Consider the following 14,398-nt stretch of genomic DNA (forward strand, 5'->3'; position numbering starts at 1 on the left):
CGGCCTGTTTTGCACCAAAGGGACAAAAATGACCGAAACAGTCGTTAAACTGACGGATGTCTGGAAAATCTTTGGCGCAAAAGCCGAAGAAGCCATGGAAGCCGTCCGGAATGAAGGCATCGGAAAGCCTGAAGTTCTGGAAAGATTCAATTGTGTTGTTGGCGTGCAGGGCGCGTCCTTCGAAGTGCCAAGGGGCGAGATTTTCTGCATCATGGGCCTGTCAGGCTCTGGCAAATCTACGCTGGTACGACACGTCAATCGCCTGATCGAACCGACCGCCGGAAAGATCGAAATTCTGGGGCAGGATGTCTCCAAGATTTCCGAGGCCGAGCTGCGTCGCATTCGGGCCATGCAAATCGGGATGGTGTTTCAGCACATGGCACTGATGCCGCACCGCTCGGTTCGCGATAATGTCGCCTACCCGCTGGAAATCCGCAAAGTGTCGAAATCGAAACGCTGGGCGGTTTCGGATCACGCATTAGGGTTGGTAGACCTGACAGGCTACGAAGACCGCCTGCCCAAAGAATTGTCGGGCGGCATGCAGCAACGTGTTGGGATTGCCCGCGCGCTGGCCTCGGACCCCGAGATCCTGCTGATGGATGAGCCGTTTTCAGCCCTTGATCCGCTGATCCGCCTGCAATTGCAGGACCAGTTCAAGGCACTGGTGGCGCAATTGAAAAAGACGACGCTGTTCATCACGCACGATCTGGACGAGGCCATTCGCATAGGTCACCGCATCGCGATTATGAAGGACGGTGTTATTGTGCAGATCGGTACGCCGGAAGATATCGTCATGAACCCTGCAGACGACTATGTTCGAGAGTTCGTGCAGGGCATTTCCAAGCTGAAACTGGTCAAGGCGCATTCAATCATGGAGCCGATCGAAAGTTACTCTGGCCCGGCCGATGGCGCGCCGCGCGCGGATGAAGGGGCGGATTTGGACCAGTTAATTGACCTTGCCGTCAATACGGACTTGCCGGTCATCATCACCGATGCTGGCGCTGATGTAGGCGTGGTCACAAAACCGCGGTTGCTGCGCGGAATTCAGGGGGGCAAAAATGACTGATGCAACCACGGAAGTAAAAGTCACGGCCGCCTCGGATATCGAAGTCGATCGCGAGGCGCTGGACCGCTCGATCCACGAATTTACCGGGCCAAACGGCGACTACTACGTCAACGCGTTTCACAAAATCCATGACGCGACCAGCGGTATTCCCAATACCTTCAACATCTGGGCGGCTGTTTTGGGACCATTCTGGTCTGCGTCCCGCGCGATCTGGGGGATGTTCTGGACTTTCCTGATCCTGGAAATCATCGCGTGGGTTCAGATCGGTCGCGGTGCCTGGGGCAACCCCGGCGCTGATCTGGCCGAACGGGCCGAACGTCAGCAGATTCGCGCGAACGAGCTATTGGAACGTGCGACCGCAGCCACCGAAAAGGCGGACATTGACCGGTTCAACAAGCTGGCGGCGAATATCCAGAAGGCCGCAGATGCCAGTTTTGAGAAAGCGGCGTCCGCCCAGTCTGAGGCGTTTGGCATCATGGTTACAGGCCTGTTGATGTTGTTGGTTTTCAAGCTTGCGCAAGGTTTTTATGCGGACCGCGTGTACGAAAAGCAGTACTCGAATTGGCGGACAGATCCTGCCAGCACCGAAAGCGGCCGCTCGACCCGCAACACCGTTCTGGGTGCTGTTTTGGTGGCCGCAATTGGTCCGCTGATCGTGTACAAATTCACCGTCAATGCCTCACTCCCATTGTTAGATGCATTCCCCGAGCAGGAAGTCTCCGCGATGATATTGGGGGAAGGCAACGGAACGTTGTTCTCAAACTTGGCAAGCTGGATGGAGGCGCAGATAGATGCGGCCGCCGCAGCCGGCGGGGATGTATTCGACGGTATCGTGGCGGGTGTGCGTTCTGTTCTGGATGCGTTGACGGTGGCATTGATCGGTTCCCCGTGGCCGGTTGTGATGTTGGTGATCTGTGTGACCGCGTGGCGCGCGGCAGGGCCAAGGGTGGCAATCTTCACCGCGTCCTCGTTGGCCTATATCGCGCTGCTGGGGTACTGGGACGTTGCAATGGAAACGGTGGCGTTGGTGGGCGCGGCGGTGCTGTTGTGCGTGGTTTTTGGCATACCGCTGGGGATCTGGTTCGGCAAATCCAAGCGCGCCTACCGGGCGGCCGAGCCAGTGTTGGACCTGATGCAGACATTGCCGGCGTTTGTCTACCTGATCCCAATCATCGCTTTCTTTGGCACTGGTAACCCGCCGGGCATTCTGGCGACGATCATCTTTGGTATGCCGCCGGTCATTCGCTTGACCGCGCTGGGGATGCGCGGGGTTCCGGAAAGCATCAAAGAGGCTGCCGTCGCCTTTGGCGCCTCGAAATGGCAGTTGCTCAAGGATGTTGAGATCCCGCTTGCTCTGCCGTCGATCATGACCGGCGTGAACCAGACCATTCTGATGTGCTTGTCGATGGTGGTGATTATCTCGCTGATCGGCGGTGGAGGTCTAGGCAAGGAAATCCTTGAGGCGCTGCAATACGCTGCCAAAGGTCCGGGTCTGCTGGGTGGGTTCGCCATCCTGTTCCTGGCCATGGTCATGGACCGTATCGTTCAAGGTGCCTTCCGCCGAGAAGACGAGAAACTCTGAACGCAAACGCCCCCGGTTCACATCGGGGGTGTTTTTCTTTCATCGGAGACGCAGATGACCGACCGTTACGAACAGTCTATGATGGACAATCTATATTGGTGGGGGATACCGACCCTATTTCGGTGCCCCAATCAAGGTCCCGAAGGGCAGGACATCGCTTTGGTCGGAGTGCCGCATTCGGCAGGCAACGGCACAACCGAGCGGGATCAGCATTTGGGCCCGCGTGCTTTGCGGCATGTCTCGGCCGTACAGCGGCGGGTACATTCGGTGTTTGAAATTGATCCGTGGAATTGTGCGAAGATTGCAGATGTAGGCGACGTTCCATTTCCGCGGGCAAACGATAACGAAGACTGCATCGAACGGATTACGGCTTTTTACAAAGACATCGATACAGCCGGTGCGCGCCCGGTGTCGATTGGCGGCGACCACTCCATCACTGGCGGGATCGTGCAAGCGCTGGGTCGCGGTAAACTGGCTGGTGGAGAGCCTGTCAGCTTTCTGCATCTGGACGCGCATACGGACGTGTTCACCAAGGTCGATCATTTCCTGGGGGCGAAGAAATCAGCGGCCCATTGGGGCGCGTATCTGGCGGATCAGGGGCAGGTCGACCCCACGCGATCCATGCAAATCGGACTTAGGGGCCATCCGCGAAGCTTGGACTGGCTGCAGCCGTCCTACGACTATGGCTACAACATCGTCACCATGCGTGAATTTCGCCAGCGCGGGCTGGAAGACGTCGTGGCTCAGACCAAAGAAATTCTGGGCGACCGCCCGGTCTATATCACGTTCGATCTGGATTGCCTTGATCCCACTGTCGCGCCTGCCGTGTCCAATCTGGAACCGGGCGAGAAGGGTTTCGATATTGACGAGGCTGTCGGCATTCTGCGTGCCGCGCGCGGGTTGAACATTGTGGGCGGGGACGTCGTTTGCATGATGCCAACCAAGGACAGCGCGAACAACATCACCGCGCTAACGGCAGCTGCGGTGATGTTCGAAATGATCTCGATGATCGCCGAAAACGCCAGCTAGCGCCGTGCGTCCACGGCCTGCGCCAAAACGCAGAGCAGTTCGAACATCAGCGAAATGCCCAGCCACGCGGTGCCTCCGTTCGGATCGAATGGGGGCGATACTTCGACCAGATCAGCGCCAATCAGGTTCACACCAGACATCTGGCGGATGACCTGCTGCGCCTGAAAACTGTTTGGTCCGCCGATCTCGGGCGTTCCGGTGCCAGGGGCGTAGGTTGGGTCAACAAAATCAATGTCATAGGTGCAATAAGTTGGTGCTTGCCCAACGATACTGCGCACCTCGGCCATCACGTCGTCGATGCCCCGATCAAACAGTTCCTCGATACGGATGATGCGAATACCCTGTGCCTCGCCCCATTCGATGTCTTCGGTGTTGTACGCAGTGCCCCGGATGCCAACCTGAACAAAGCGTTTGGGGTCGACCAGTCCTTCTTCTACCGCGCGCCGAAACGGAGTGCCGTGGGTGAACTTATGGCCCCCAAAATAGCTGTCGAACAGGTCTGTGTGACTATCGAACTGGATCAGGCCGACGGGGCCTGCGGCGGCAAGCGCACGCAAAACGGGCAGGGTGGTCAGGTGGTCCCCGCCAGCGGTGAGCGGAACAATGCCTTTTGCCTGTAGGGTTGAGTAGAAATCCGTAACCCGGTTCAGAGTATCTTCGATATCAACCGGATTGGGCGCAACGTCGCCAAGATCGGCGCAATTGACCATTGAGAACGGCGCGACGCCTGTGACCGGGTTCATCGCGCGGATCATCGTGGAATAGTCCCGCAATTGTCGCGGACCATGCCGCGCGCCGGGGCGATTGGTAGTGCCGCCATCCCACGGGATGCCGATGAGACCGACCTGAACATCCAAAATCCGTTCGTGATCCAGGTCCAGGCTGGGCAAACGCATGAACGAGGGGATGCCGGCAAACCGGGCCAACTCCATCGCCGATACCGGCTGAAAAAATGAATCGGTCATGGCCTTATCCTTCGCGCAATTCCCATTGGACCCTAGCGGCCCAATAAAGTGTTGGGAATGCTCTGTGGTTTTTATATCAGAATGCGGAAACGTTTCCGGATTTCGGCATCCTGTTCGGCGCTCAAATATTCTGGGTGATGGCTGGCCAGAACTTCCTTGGCGTGATGCCGGGCAGATGACCATGCGTCTTTGGCACCATCGTTTTGCCACGTGCGGGGCTCCTGTCGATCGGCGAGTTCGGGGTAAAAGTAATCCCGCTCCATCGCCGCATAGGTTTGTTCACTTCCCAAAAAATGCCCGTCACCCAGAACAGAATGGCAGATGGCGTCAAAACCCAGGTTTTCCTCACTCACCTCAATCCCGCGCAGCGCCCGATAAGTGTGTGAGTGCATTTCGTTGTCCAGAACAAACCCCTCGAAACTTGCGCCTAACAAGGATGCGGTCATTCCCGAGCTTTCATAGATCAGGTTCCCCCCAGCCAGTGCCGCGGCAAGCGATGTCATGCCTTTTTCAACGCCGTACTGCGCGTCGACAGCCTTTGCATCGGTCATGGAGGCGGCTACGCCCGAGGGCAAACCTAACCAGTTCGTGAGCTGCGCCGAGGCCGCGTTCAAAACAGCCGTCTCTCCGCTGCCGCCGGCAAAAGACCCGGTCCTGAGGTCTACGATGAAAGGCCAATTGGAAAACACCATCGGAAATCCGGGTCTGATCGCGTAGACCATGACAAGGCTGGCCAATGTCTCGGCCAGCGATTGCGCCAAAAACCCGGCCAAAGTCGCCGGGGCTGTGGCACCGGCCTGCGCGGCCGTGATGCACGACATGGGAATGTTGTGGGCGACGCATTCGTAGACGACATCAACCGCATCCTCCCCATACCGCAGTGGCGAAATCACTGGGCTGATATGAGCTTTCAGAAAGGGACGTTTGGCGAATTCACCCGGCCCTCCGGCGAGGATATCCAGTATCTCGACAATGGGGCCGACATGTTCGGCTAGGGTAAATGATGTTGCCACTGGTTTGGTCGTATTGCGCACCAGCGCATAGGCGGTGTTGACGTCCAGATCGAATACATCAGGTACATCTGTGGCCACGCAGCATCGGGTGAACCAGCTGACATTGGCCAGCGTGTCCTGCAATCGGGTGAAGTCGTGCAAATCCGCCAAGGTAGAGGGGCGATAAAGGCCGCTATCGATGTCCAGCGTTTGAACGGCGGCGCCACCCGTGCCGAAATACACGCGGTCGCCGCCAACCTCGATCGAGCGGTTTTCGTCCCGGCCATGGAGCACGAAACTTTTGGGGGCTGTATCGATTGCGCGCTGAACCATTTCACGCGGGAACAGCAACCGGTCTTGCTGACCCGCCTGCGCACCTGCGGCTTTGAGGTCTGCCGCTAATCTGTCTGGCACGTTTCCCATGCCCAAACGTTCCAACAGCTGCAGTGCTGTATCGTATATCTGTTCGATCTCGCGTTGGCTCAGAGGTTTATAAGCGCCGCCCTTCTGGCCGGGTGGGCAGGGGTCTACGACCGGTTTGGCTGCTCGCTGGGCATGCCGGGCTTTTCGGCCGCTGCGTTTAGAACCCTCTGATGACATCCGGTCCAATTCCTTTTTATCACTTTCCTGCACCGTAAGGGGCGGAACATCCCGGCATCAAAGGCGAATTGCCTTTTTCAGAATCCGCAATCGCAGTTTCGATTTTCCTGCACCCGCATTTGCGCAGTTGTCGCCTCAGCCTTTTCTTCCGCAAGACTTGGACGAAATCTTACGGAGCAAAGCCAATGAAGTCGCGTACCAAAGTCGTTGTGATCGGTGGTGGAATAGCGGGGTGCTCCACCCTGTATCATCTGACGCAAGAGGGGTGGACCGATGTGGTTCTGGTCGAACGGAACGAACTAACCTCTGGCACGACGTGGCATTCGGCCGCGCAGGTGACGAACTTTGGCATGAACCAGACGATGGTGGGGCTGAAATCTCATTCGATCCGCCTGTACAAAGAACTGGCCGACGATCCGGAATACCCGATCAATTATCACCATGGGGACGGTGGGATGCGCCTGGCCAACACCGAAGGCCAGATGCAGGGTTACCACCACTTCGCATCCATGGCGCGTGGCATGGATGTGCATTTTGAGGTGATCGATGCCGACGAATGCGCCCGACGCCACCCTCTGATTTCGACCGACAATCTGATTGGTGGGCTGTGGGATCCGCTGGATGGCGATATCGACCCGGCTCAACTCTGTCAGGCTTTGGCGCGACGGGCTCGGAAGGCCGGTGCCGAAGTCTATCGGAATACGCCGGTTACAGGGTTGGTGCAGCACGGCGATGACACTTGGACTGTGCAGACCGAACATGGCGATATCGACTGTGATATCGTGGTCAATGCCTGTGGTTATCGGGTCAACGAGGTCGGTGCAATGATGGGTGTCCATCATCCGGTGTCTTCGATGGAGCACCAGTATTTCCTGACCGAAGAAATCTCTGCAATCCGCGATGCGGGCCATCGGATGCCTCTGCTGCGCTGCCCGATCAGCGACTATTATTGCCGACAGGAAAAGAACGGTCTCTTGCTTGGGTTTTATGAGCAGGACTGCAAGACCTGGGGTATGGATAGGATTGATCCGAACTTTGTAAACGCGCTTTGTCCCGACGATCTGGATCGTGTGACAGACGTGTTGGAAGGCGCATTCGCGCGGATGCCAGCATTGATGGAGGCCGGCATTCACACGGTCGTAAACGGGCCGATTACCTATACAATCGACGGGGCGCCGCTGGTTGGGCCTATCCCCGGAAAACGCAACGCGTTTTGCATCATTGGTCTTCGTGCGGGGCTGGGCGAAGGTGGCGGGCATGGGTGGTTGCTCGCCCAGCAAATTGTGCATGGTGAGGCGTGTTACGATACGTGGTGCCTTGACCCCCGGCGGTTCACTGGTCATGCAAATGTCGAATTGACCGCGCTCAAGGCCATCGAAGATTATCAAAACGAATTCCGGTTCCACTTTCCCCATGAACATCGCCCAGCAGGGCGTCCCGCCAAGACCACACCTCTGACGCCGGTGCTGACGGTAGAAGGGGCCGAGTTTACCGTGGTCAATGGGTGGGAGAGGGTGGATTATGTCAAACCTTCGCCGGAGTTCACGCCGACGCATAGTTTCGGTTTTGACGAAACATTTGACGTGGTCGCCGCTGAGGTTCGGAATGTGCAATCGGGTGTTGGACTGGCCGAGGTGAACGGGTTCAATCGGATCGAAATCACTGGAAACGACCGGCATGCTTTTCTGGACCGGATGTTCTGTGGGCTTGTGACCCGGCGCGAGGCGCGTGTTGGGCTAGGATACCTGCTGAACCATCATGGTATGATCAAAGCAGAGGCTACTGTCGCCAATCTACCGGCCAGCGACCGGGGGGAGGCACGCGTCTGGTATGGCTCAGCCGCAGCAAGCGAATTTCATGACATGGATTGGCTACGCCAGCACATGCGAAGCGATGAAGACGTTCATTTGCGCAGTTTGACAAATGACCAAACCATATTGGTGCTCGCTGGCCCGAAGGCGCGAGACGTCTTGTCGGCCTGCGCGCGCGGTGATTGGTCGGCCAAGGTTTTCCCATGGCTCAATGTGCGCGAGTGCTTTGTTGGCATCGCCCCGGCTACGGTCATGAACCTCAGCTTTTCCGGTGAATTGGCTTATGAGATACACGTGCCCAACGCGTCGCTCTACGCGGCCTATCTGGCGTTACGGCAAGCAGGTGAGACGCACGGGTTGAAACTGTTCGGAGCGCGGGCCGTTGAATCGATGCGGATGGAGAAGAGCTTTCTTCATTGGAAAGCAGACCTGATCACCGAGTTCGATCCGTTTGAAACCGGATTGGGCAAGTTCGTCCGATTGAATAAGGGTGATTTTGTCGGGCGCGACGCGTTGATGAAGCGGCAATCAGAAGGTCCTCGCAAAAAGCTTGCCGCACTTCAGGTCTCCTCGACCCTGGGTCCTGCACATCCCGGAGCGTCCTTGATGCAGGGGGATCAGGTGGTCGGCACCGTCACGTCAGGCGAATGGGGGCACCGCACCGGGCTGAACCTGGCGCATGCATTTGTCGATCCCGTCTGCACGGATATAGGCTCCGAAATGGAATTGGACAGTTGCGGACAGAGGGTGCACGCAACGGTCATTCCACCATGCCCATATGACCCGGGCTTTGACCGGATGAAGGCGTAAGCCTGAACCCAAAGTCAAATTCAGCATTGCCGTGCGGTTAAATCTTTGCTTGGCTAGTTTCGAGCAAATCGAAACAATGATTGGCACCCATGTCCAAATCGCTGAGCCTGAGATGGTTGGAAATCTTCCAATTGATCGCCAAATCCGGATCGATCCAACAGGTCGCGTCCGAAACGGGTCTGTCGATCAGCACAGTCTCGAACCACCTGCGCAGCTTGGAGAACACGCTTGGTATCGAGCTGGTCGATCATGGGCGCAGACCCATGGGCCTGACACCCGCGGGCGAGGTCTTTGCGCGGTACGTCCGCGACGGTTTGACTGTTCTAAAGCGGGGCGAGGCCGAAATCCGAACGGGCAACTGGCAACACGCGACCGACTTGCGATTGGCGCTTATTGACGATTTCGACAACCAGATCGCGCCGGATATGGTCCGGTTTCTGGCGCAGGCATTGCCGCGTTGCAATTTTCGTCACTATACGCGTCCCAGCCACGAAATCCTCTCCAAACTACAGGAACACAAACTGGATGTGGGCGTTGCCACCCGACCACCGGGACGAACCGAAGGGTTGATCGAGTACCCATTGATGCGCGACCCGTTTTTGGTGGTGCTTCCCAACAGTTTTGAAGGGTCGCCCGAAGAGTTGTTTCACCCGGACGCGGATCTACCCCTGTTGCGATATTCTCGGGACTACGTGATCGGGAAGCAAATCGAGATCCAGCTGGCGCGTAGCAAGTTCAGCTTGCCGAACAGGTTCGAACTGGAATGCAACCAGTCGATCATCGGTTTGGTGGCCCAGGGTAGCGGTTGGGCGATCACAACGGCCGCCTGTTTTCATCGGACTCAGCGGTTCCATAACAGCGTCAAAGCAATGCCGTTTCCCGGCAGAAACTTCGTGCGAACCGTGTCGCTGTTCACGACCGAAGTGTATCCCGTGACGACCTCGGAATTGATCCAGAAAGTTATGGTGAAACTGATCCGGCAACATTTTACGCGCCCAATGTGCGCCAAGCATCCTTGGTTGAAAAACGACTTCTGCACGATGGAGGGGGAGGCGGCTTAGCCCGACGCGGGCTTGCCAAGCGACGGTCGATTTACAATTCTCGTCGCCAGTTGTTCGCCAGTCCCTGCGGTTTGGTTTTCGACCATCTCAATCAATTGCAGGGCTGCTTTATGCCCCATTTCACGGTGAGGGACATGCACTGTGGTCAGAGCCGGGGAGACGATCCGGGCCAGTTCGATATCATCGAAGCCCGTGATCGAAACATCGCCGGGTACATCGAGCCCCATTTTCTGCGCCTGTCGCAAAGCACCAACGGCTAACACGTCATTACCACACAGGATTGCTGTCGGCGGCGTGGCGGCGTTCATCAGGTCGCTAAAGGCTTTGGCACCGTTTTCGATTTCATACGACGTTTCGATAACGGTCAGATTGTTGGCCACAAGCCCACGATCAGCGACTGCTTCTCGGATGCCCTGAACCCTGAGACGGGCGCGGTCATTTCCGTCAACGCGAGCCGAGATCACGCCGATCCGAGTGTGCCCCAACCCAATAATGTGACTGGCGAGGTCGAACATCGCCGCGCGATTGTCAAAGCCTACTGAAGGCAGTTTGGAGTCTGGCAGATAAGACCAGGCGACCAAAGCGGGAATATTCCGCTGGTCCAGAAAGTCATAGATCTCGGGATCGCGGTCATGCCCGATCAGCAACAACCCGTCGGCCCCACGCGCAATCAAGGTCCGGATTTGCTCTTCTTCGATTTCCGGTTTGTAGGCCGAACTTGAAACCAAAAGCGTATAGCCGCGCTGGTGCAGTTCCTCCTGAAAGGCCTGAAGGCCCCGGGCAAAAATCGCGTTTTCCATGGTTGGAATGATCGCGCCGATGGTGAACGACCGCTTGGCGGCCATTACGCGGGCTGCAAAGTTTGGCGTGTACCCTAGCGCATCAACTGCGGACTGCACGCGTTCACGGGTCGCTTCGACCACCCGGTCCGGACTGTTGAGGCAACGCGACACAGTGGCCGTCGAAACACCTGCCATTTTTGCCACATCATCCAGTGTCGGCACCGACCGGGGTTTCGCCATTTCCAAACTCGCAATTTGCTTTTGCTGATAACTCTAAACTCAACTGCGGTGAGAGGGAAGTAATTATGTAAGCGCTTGCATTTTGTATGTAAGCGCTTACAAATGACGTTGGACCGAATCTGAAAGGGGAGTCCAAGAGATGTTTCTTGCTACGTCCGCACTCGTGTTTGCCATCTATTTTGCGAACGTGGCGCTGGGGGCTTTTGCAAACAGCGCCTTTCTTGGTGATGTCGGAGAGATGTTGGTTCTGTTCGCGGCGTCGATCCTGTTCGTTGTCGCAATTCTAAAAAAGGAAGCCGCTCGCGACGCAAAAAGCGATGGCTGATTTTTTGCTTGGGAGGGCACTTAATGAAAAATGATAGAAATGAACTGGCGTCCGTCGAACGCCGTAATTTCCTGAAGCTGAGCGCCAGTGGGTCATTCACTGCAGCGCTGGTCGCAGGTGCAGGCGGCGTCCTTTGGTCGTCCGAGGCCGTGGCGCAGACAGCCAAAGAAGAAAGTGAGCGTGAAAAGGCAGCGGACCATGTCATGACGGTCGCAACCGCATACGTGTTAGGCGCTTCGCGCAGCTATCCGATCATGCAGCTTGACCTGAAAGAAAATATCCAAAACGCAACAAACGGCAAAGTGTACGTCAAGCTTGCGCCTGGTGGTCAGCTGGGTGCCGGTGGTGCTTTGGTGCAGAAGGTGCAGGGCGGAACCATTCAGGCAGCGCAGCATTCGCTGTCCAACTTCGCACCATTCGCGTCGACCGTTGACCTTATCAACATGCCGTATCTGTGCGGTTCGAACCAGCGGTTCACCAACCTTGTGCATTCCGACACATGGCAGAACGAAGTTCACCCGAAAGTCGAGGCCGCCGGGTTCAAGGCCCTGTTCTATGTGGTGATCGACCCGCGCGTCGTTGCCGTGCGTCAGGGTGGTAATGCCATCATCACGCCGGGTGACATGAGCGGCGTGAAGTTCCGCGTGCCCGGCTCAAAAATGCTGCAGCAATATTATCGTATGGTCGGCGCGAACCCGACACCTGTTGCTTGGGGTGAAACCCCCTCGGCGATCAAACAGGGTGTCGCGGATGCGCTCGATCCGTCGGTCGGAGCGCTGTATGTGTTTGGCTTCAAGGACATCCTCAGCCACGTTACCTTTACGCAGGCCGTTCCGGACAGTCAGGTCTATTCGTGCAACCTCGAATGGTTCAATTCGATGCCGCCGGACGTTCAGGAAGGCATCATGTGGGGTTCGGAAATGACCAGCCATCAGAACCTTTCCAAAGTTCCCTCGGCCCGTGCCTTTGCCATGGCCGAACTGAACAAGGCCGGAGTGGAATTCCATTCGCTCAACGCGGATCAACTGGCTGAATGGGAAAGTGTCGGCGGCTACCAAAACGCCGATTGGGATCCGTTTAAGACAGAGCTGGCGGGGTCGATGGACGCCTTTGAGAAACTTGTCGAGGCGGCCGGGACGCAGGGCAAGTACTACGTCCACGACGCATGACCTAAACCGGCGGGCGTCTTTTTGACGTCCGCAATCACTCAACAGCAGTCAGGCCTGAAAGGGCCCGAAACAGAAGGCCGTGCCTGACTGTTCTGTCGCCGAGGGAACACGATGACCTTACTCCGAAATATTGATCGCAACGCCGAGCGCTGGCTGCTGCTGGTGTTCTACGTGATGCTGGTCATCACCATGGCCATCGAGGTTCTGCGGCGCGAGATATTCGCTTATTCCTCGATCTGGGGAGAAGAAATCGTCCGATATTCCTTCATCTATCTGGCCTGGATCGGTGCTGCGGCGGCGGTCAAAGAGCGGGCGCATATCCGGATTGATGTCGTCATGCATTACCTCGGGCCGCGTCCCAAGGCCCTGCTGTACATCTTTGGCGATCTTGTGATGTTCGCCGTCGCTGTGATCGCGCTTTATTGGTCATATGAGGCGGTTCACGTCTCAGCCAAGTTCGGGTCAGTGACTGACGGCCTCCGGGTGTCCAAAGTCTGGTTCCTGATGGCGGTGCCGACCGGATTTGCGCTGATGATCTGGCGCCTGATCCAATCTTTTATGCGTGACATCAAATCCCTTCGCGACGGCACGCCCGTCTTCGAAGGTGACAAGCTGTTTGACTGAGGGGATTTGAGATGCTCTGGAACACTCTCAATCAAACCGTAGAACTGGGCTGGGATTTCTACCTGCCTGTCATTCTGTTCGTTGTTCTGATCGCCATGGCTGTTCCGGTTTGGGCGGCGATTGGTTCTGCTGCCATCGTGATGTTGGTCATGTCGGGCGATCTACCGCTGAGCCTGGTGGGCGAGAGCCTGTTTACCGGGATCGACGCCTTTGCCCTGACCGCCGTGCCGCTGTTTATCCTGACAGGTGACGTGCTGGTCCGTACCGGTTTGTCACGTAAATTCCTGGATGTGGCTGAGGCGCTGACTTGCTTCGCCAAAGGCGGGTTTGGCTCGGCCACCGTTCTGGTTTGCGGCATGTTCGCCGCCATTTCGGGTTCGGATGCCGCTGGCGCGGCCGCTGTCGGTCGCATGACCATCAACCGGCTGGTCGAAAGTGGATATCCGCGCCCCTACGCCTGCGCTTTGGTCGCGGCCGGGGCCTGTACCGGCATCCTGATCCCACCGTCGATTGCCTACATCATCATCGGTTTGGTGCTGGGGATTTCCGCGTCGACCCTGTTCCTGGCTGCCCTGATTCCCGGTCTGGCGATTCTGGTTTCGATCCTGATCACCAACATCATCATGAACCGTCTTTACGCTTATGAGGGTGGCGGCATGATGACGATGGGCGAGTGGCTGGCCAATTTGGGCAAGGCCCTGAAATCCGGCTGGTACGCCTTTATTGTGCCCGGGATTATCTTCTACGGCATCTTCTCGGGTCGCCTGACCCCAACCGAGGCGGGCGCTACTGCCGTGGTTGTCACCATCATCATGGGTTTCATCATGCGCACCCTGACACTGGCCGACTTTCCGTCGATGTTGGTCAGCTCAGCCAAGGTGAACGGGGTGATCCTGCCGATCATTGCCTTTTCGGCCCCCTTGGCCGAGGCGCTGGCGATCATGGGCGTGCCGCAAGGGTTCGTCGCCTCGATCACGTCGCTGACCGACGATCCGTACCTGCTGATCCTGCTGATGATCGGTATCCTGATTGCTGCGGGCTGCGTTATGGAAACGACCCCCAACATCGTGATACTCGCCCCGATCCTTAAACCGTTGGCCGATAACATCGGAATGAACGAAATTCAGTTCTGCATCATGATGATTACCGCGCTGGGTGTCGGGTTTATCACGCCTCCACTTGGCCTGAACCTGTTCGTCGTATCTGGCATTACGGGTGAGTCCATTCTGAAGATTGCGGCCCGTGCTATTCCATTCGTATTAACAATGCTGATCGTAGTTCTTCTGATTGCTTACGTTCCGGCGGTTTCGACCACTTTGCTTCCTGAAATCTACCAATAGGA

At 56.9% G+C, this 14,398-nt stretch carries 12 protein-coding genes; 9 read left to right on the top strand and 3 right to left on the bottom strand.

Features of this window, described 5'->3' with window-relative positions:
* Positions 1-28: 28 nt before the first annotated feature.
* From DK510_RS13200 to DK510_RS13210, 3 genes are read left to right on the top strand one after another with little or no spacing between them, the layout of a single operon-like run.
* Complete coding sequence (locus DK510_RS13200) at positions 29-1,066, top strand: glycine betaine/L-proline ABC transporter ATP-binding protein (protein WP_109312618.1); 1,038 nt, start codon at positions 29-31, stop codon at positions 1,064-1,066.
* On the top strand, positions 1,059-2,648 hold the full coding sequence (locus DK510_RS13205; protein ID WP_109312489.1) for a proline/glycine betaine ABC transporter permease: 1,590 nt from the start codon (positions 1,059-1,061) through the stop codon (positions 2,646-2,648). Before DK510_RS13200 ends, DK510_RS13205 begins: the two co-directional genes overlap by 8 nt.
* Before the next feature lie 54 nt (positions 2,649-2,702).
* Positions 2,703-3,677, top strand: a complete 975-nt coding sequence (locus tag DK510_RS13210) for an arginase family protein (protein ID WP_109312490.1) — start codon at positions 2,703-2,705, stop codon at positions 3,675-3,677.
* Here DK510_RS13210 and DK510_RS13215 read toward each other — a convergent pair.
* Both DK510_RS13215 and DK510_RS13220 read right to left on the bottom strand, forming a co-directional pair.
* Positions 3,674-4,642 carry an agmatinase gene (locus tag DK510_RS13215; protein ID WP_109312491.1) on the bottom strand — a complete coding sequence of 323 codons (969 nt, stop codon included), beginning with the start codon at positions 4,640-4,642 and terminating at the stop codon, positions 3,674-3,676. The two genes, DK510_RS13210 and DK510_RS13215, sit on opposite strands and share 4 nt — an antisense overlap.
* A 71-nt stretch (positions 4,643-4,713) precedes the next feature.
* Entirely contained in the window at positions 4,714-6,234 is a 1,521-nt protein-coding gene (locus DK510_RS13220) for a trimethylamine methyltransferase family protein (RefSeq protein WP_109312492.1), read from the bottom strand.
* Positions 6,235-6,419: 185 nt separating this feature from the next.
* Here DK510_RS13220 and DK510_RS13225 point away from each other — a divergent pair, with 185 nt between their 5' ends.
* Both DK510_RS13225 and DK510_RS13230 read left to right on the top strand, forming a co-directional pair.
* On the top strand, positions 6,420-8,855 hold the full coding sequence (locus tag DK510_RS13225) for an FAD-dependent oxidoreductase (RefSeq protein ID WP_109312493.1): 2,436 nt from the start codon (positions 6,420-6,422) through the stop codon (positions 8,853-8,855).
* A gap of 89 nt (positions 8,856-8,944) precedes the next feature.
* Positions 8,945-9,916: a LysR family transcriptional regulator gene (locus DK510_RS13230; RefSeq protein ID WP_109312494.1), complete on the top strand. Its 972-nt coding sequence runs from the start codon at positions 8,945-8,947 to the stop codon at positions 9,914-9,916.
* Here the strand turns inward: DK510_RS13230 and DK510_RS13235 are convergent.
* The gene (locus tag DK510_RS13235; protein WP_109312495.1) at positions 9,913-10,938 is read right to left on the bottom strand and encodes a LacI family DNA-binding transcriptional regulator; all 1,026 of its coding nucleotides are present in this window, start codon (positions 10,936-10,938) and stop codon (positions 9,913-9,915) included. The two genes, DK510_RS13230 and DK510_RS13235, sit on opposite strands and share 4 nt — an antisense overlap.
* A gap of 139 nt (positions 10,939-11,077) precedes the next feature.
* Here DK510_RS13235 and DK510_RS13240 point away from each other — a divergent pair, with 139 nt between their 5' ends.
* From DK510_RS13240 to DK510_RS13255, 4 genes are all read left to right on the top strand, one after another.
* Positions 11,078-11,263, top strand: a complete 186-nt coding sequence (locus tag DK510_RS13240; RefSeq protein WP_109312496.1) for a hypothetical protein — start codon at positions 11,078-11,080, stop codon at positions 11,261-11,263.
* Positions 11,264-11,286: 23 nt separating this feature from the next.
* The gene (locus DK510_RS13245) at positions 11,287-12,432 is read left to right on the top strand and encodes a TRAP transporter substrate-binding protein (RefSeq protein ID WP_058275419.1); all 1,146 of its coding nucleotides are present in this window, start codon (positions 11,287-11,289) and stop codon (positions 12,430-12,432) included.
* Positions 12,433-12,543: 111 nt separating this feature from the next.
* On the top strand, positions 12,544-13,056 hold the full coding sequence (locus DK510_RS13250) for a TRAP transporter small permease (protein ID WP_058275420.1): 513 nt from the start codon (positions 12,544-12,546) through the stop codon (positions 13,054-13,056).
* Between the two features lie 11 nt (positions 13,057-13,067).
* A complete protein-coding gene (locus tag DK510_RS13255) occupies positions 13,068-14,396 on the top strand; it encodes a TRAP transporter large permease (RefSeq protein WP_108860893.1) in 1,329 nt (442 codons plus the stop codon).
* Positions 14,397-14,398: the final 2 nt, after the last annotated feature.

The organism is Ruegeria sp. AU67, from assembly GCF_900312795.1.
GTDB classification, from domain to species: Bacteria; Pseudomonadota; Alphaproteobacteria; order Rhodobacterales; family Rhodobacteraceae; genus Ruegeria; species Ruegeria atlantica.

Excerpts from the sequence above, each read along its gene's own strand:
- DK510_RS13200 (WP_109312618.1), top strand. The coding sequence starts at position 29 with ATGACCGAAACAGTCGTTAAACTGACGGATGTCTGGAAAATCTTTGGC.
- DK510_RS13205 (WP_109312489.1), top strand. The coding sequence starts at position 1,059 with ATGACTGATGCAACCACGGAAGTAAAAGTCACGGCCGCCTCGGATATC.
- DK510_RS13210 (WP_109312490.1), top strand. The coding sequence starts at position 2,703 with ATGACCGACCGTTACGAACAGTCTATGATGGACAATCTATATTGGTGG.
- DK510_RS13215 (WP_109312491.1), bottom strand. The coding sequence starts at position 4,642 with ATGACCGATTCATTTTTTCAGCCGGTATCGGCGATGGAGTTGGCCCGG.
- DK510_RS13220 (WP_109312492.1), bottom strand. The coding sequence starts at position 6,234 with ATGTCATCAGAGGGTTCTAAACGCAGCGGCCGAAAAGCCCGGCATGCC.
- DK510_RS13225 (WP_109312493.1), top strand. The coding sequence starts at position 6,420 with ATGAAGTCGCGTACCAAAGTCGTTGTGATCGGTGGTGGAATAGCGGGG.
- DK510_RS13230 (WP_109312494.1), top strand. The coding sequence starts at position 8,945 with ATGTCCAAATCGCTGAGCCTGAGATGGTTGGAAATCTTCCAATTGATC.
- DK510_RS13235 (WP_109312495.1), bottom strand. The coding sequence starts at position 10,938 with ATGGCGAAACCCCGGTCGGTGCCGACACTGGATGATGTGGCAAAAATG.
- DK510_RS13240 (WP_109312496.1), top strand. The coding sequence starts at position 11,078 with ATGTTTCTTGCTACGTCCGCACTCGTGTTTGCCATCTATTTTGCGAAC.
- DK510_RS13245 (WP_058275419.1), top strand. The coding sequence starts at position 11,287 with ATGAAAAATGATAGAAATGAACTGGCGTCCGTCGAACGCCGTAATTTC.
- DK510_RS13250 (WP_058275420.1), top strand. The coding sequence starts at position 12,544 with ATGACCTTACTCCGAAATATTGATCGCAACGCCGAGCGCTGGCTGCTG.
- DK510_RS13255 (WP_108860893.1), top strand. The coding sequence starts at position 13,068 with ATGCTCTGGAACACTCTCAATCAAACCGTAGAACTGGGCTGGGATTTC.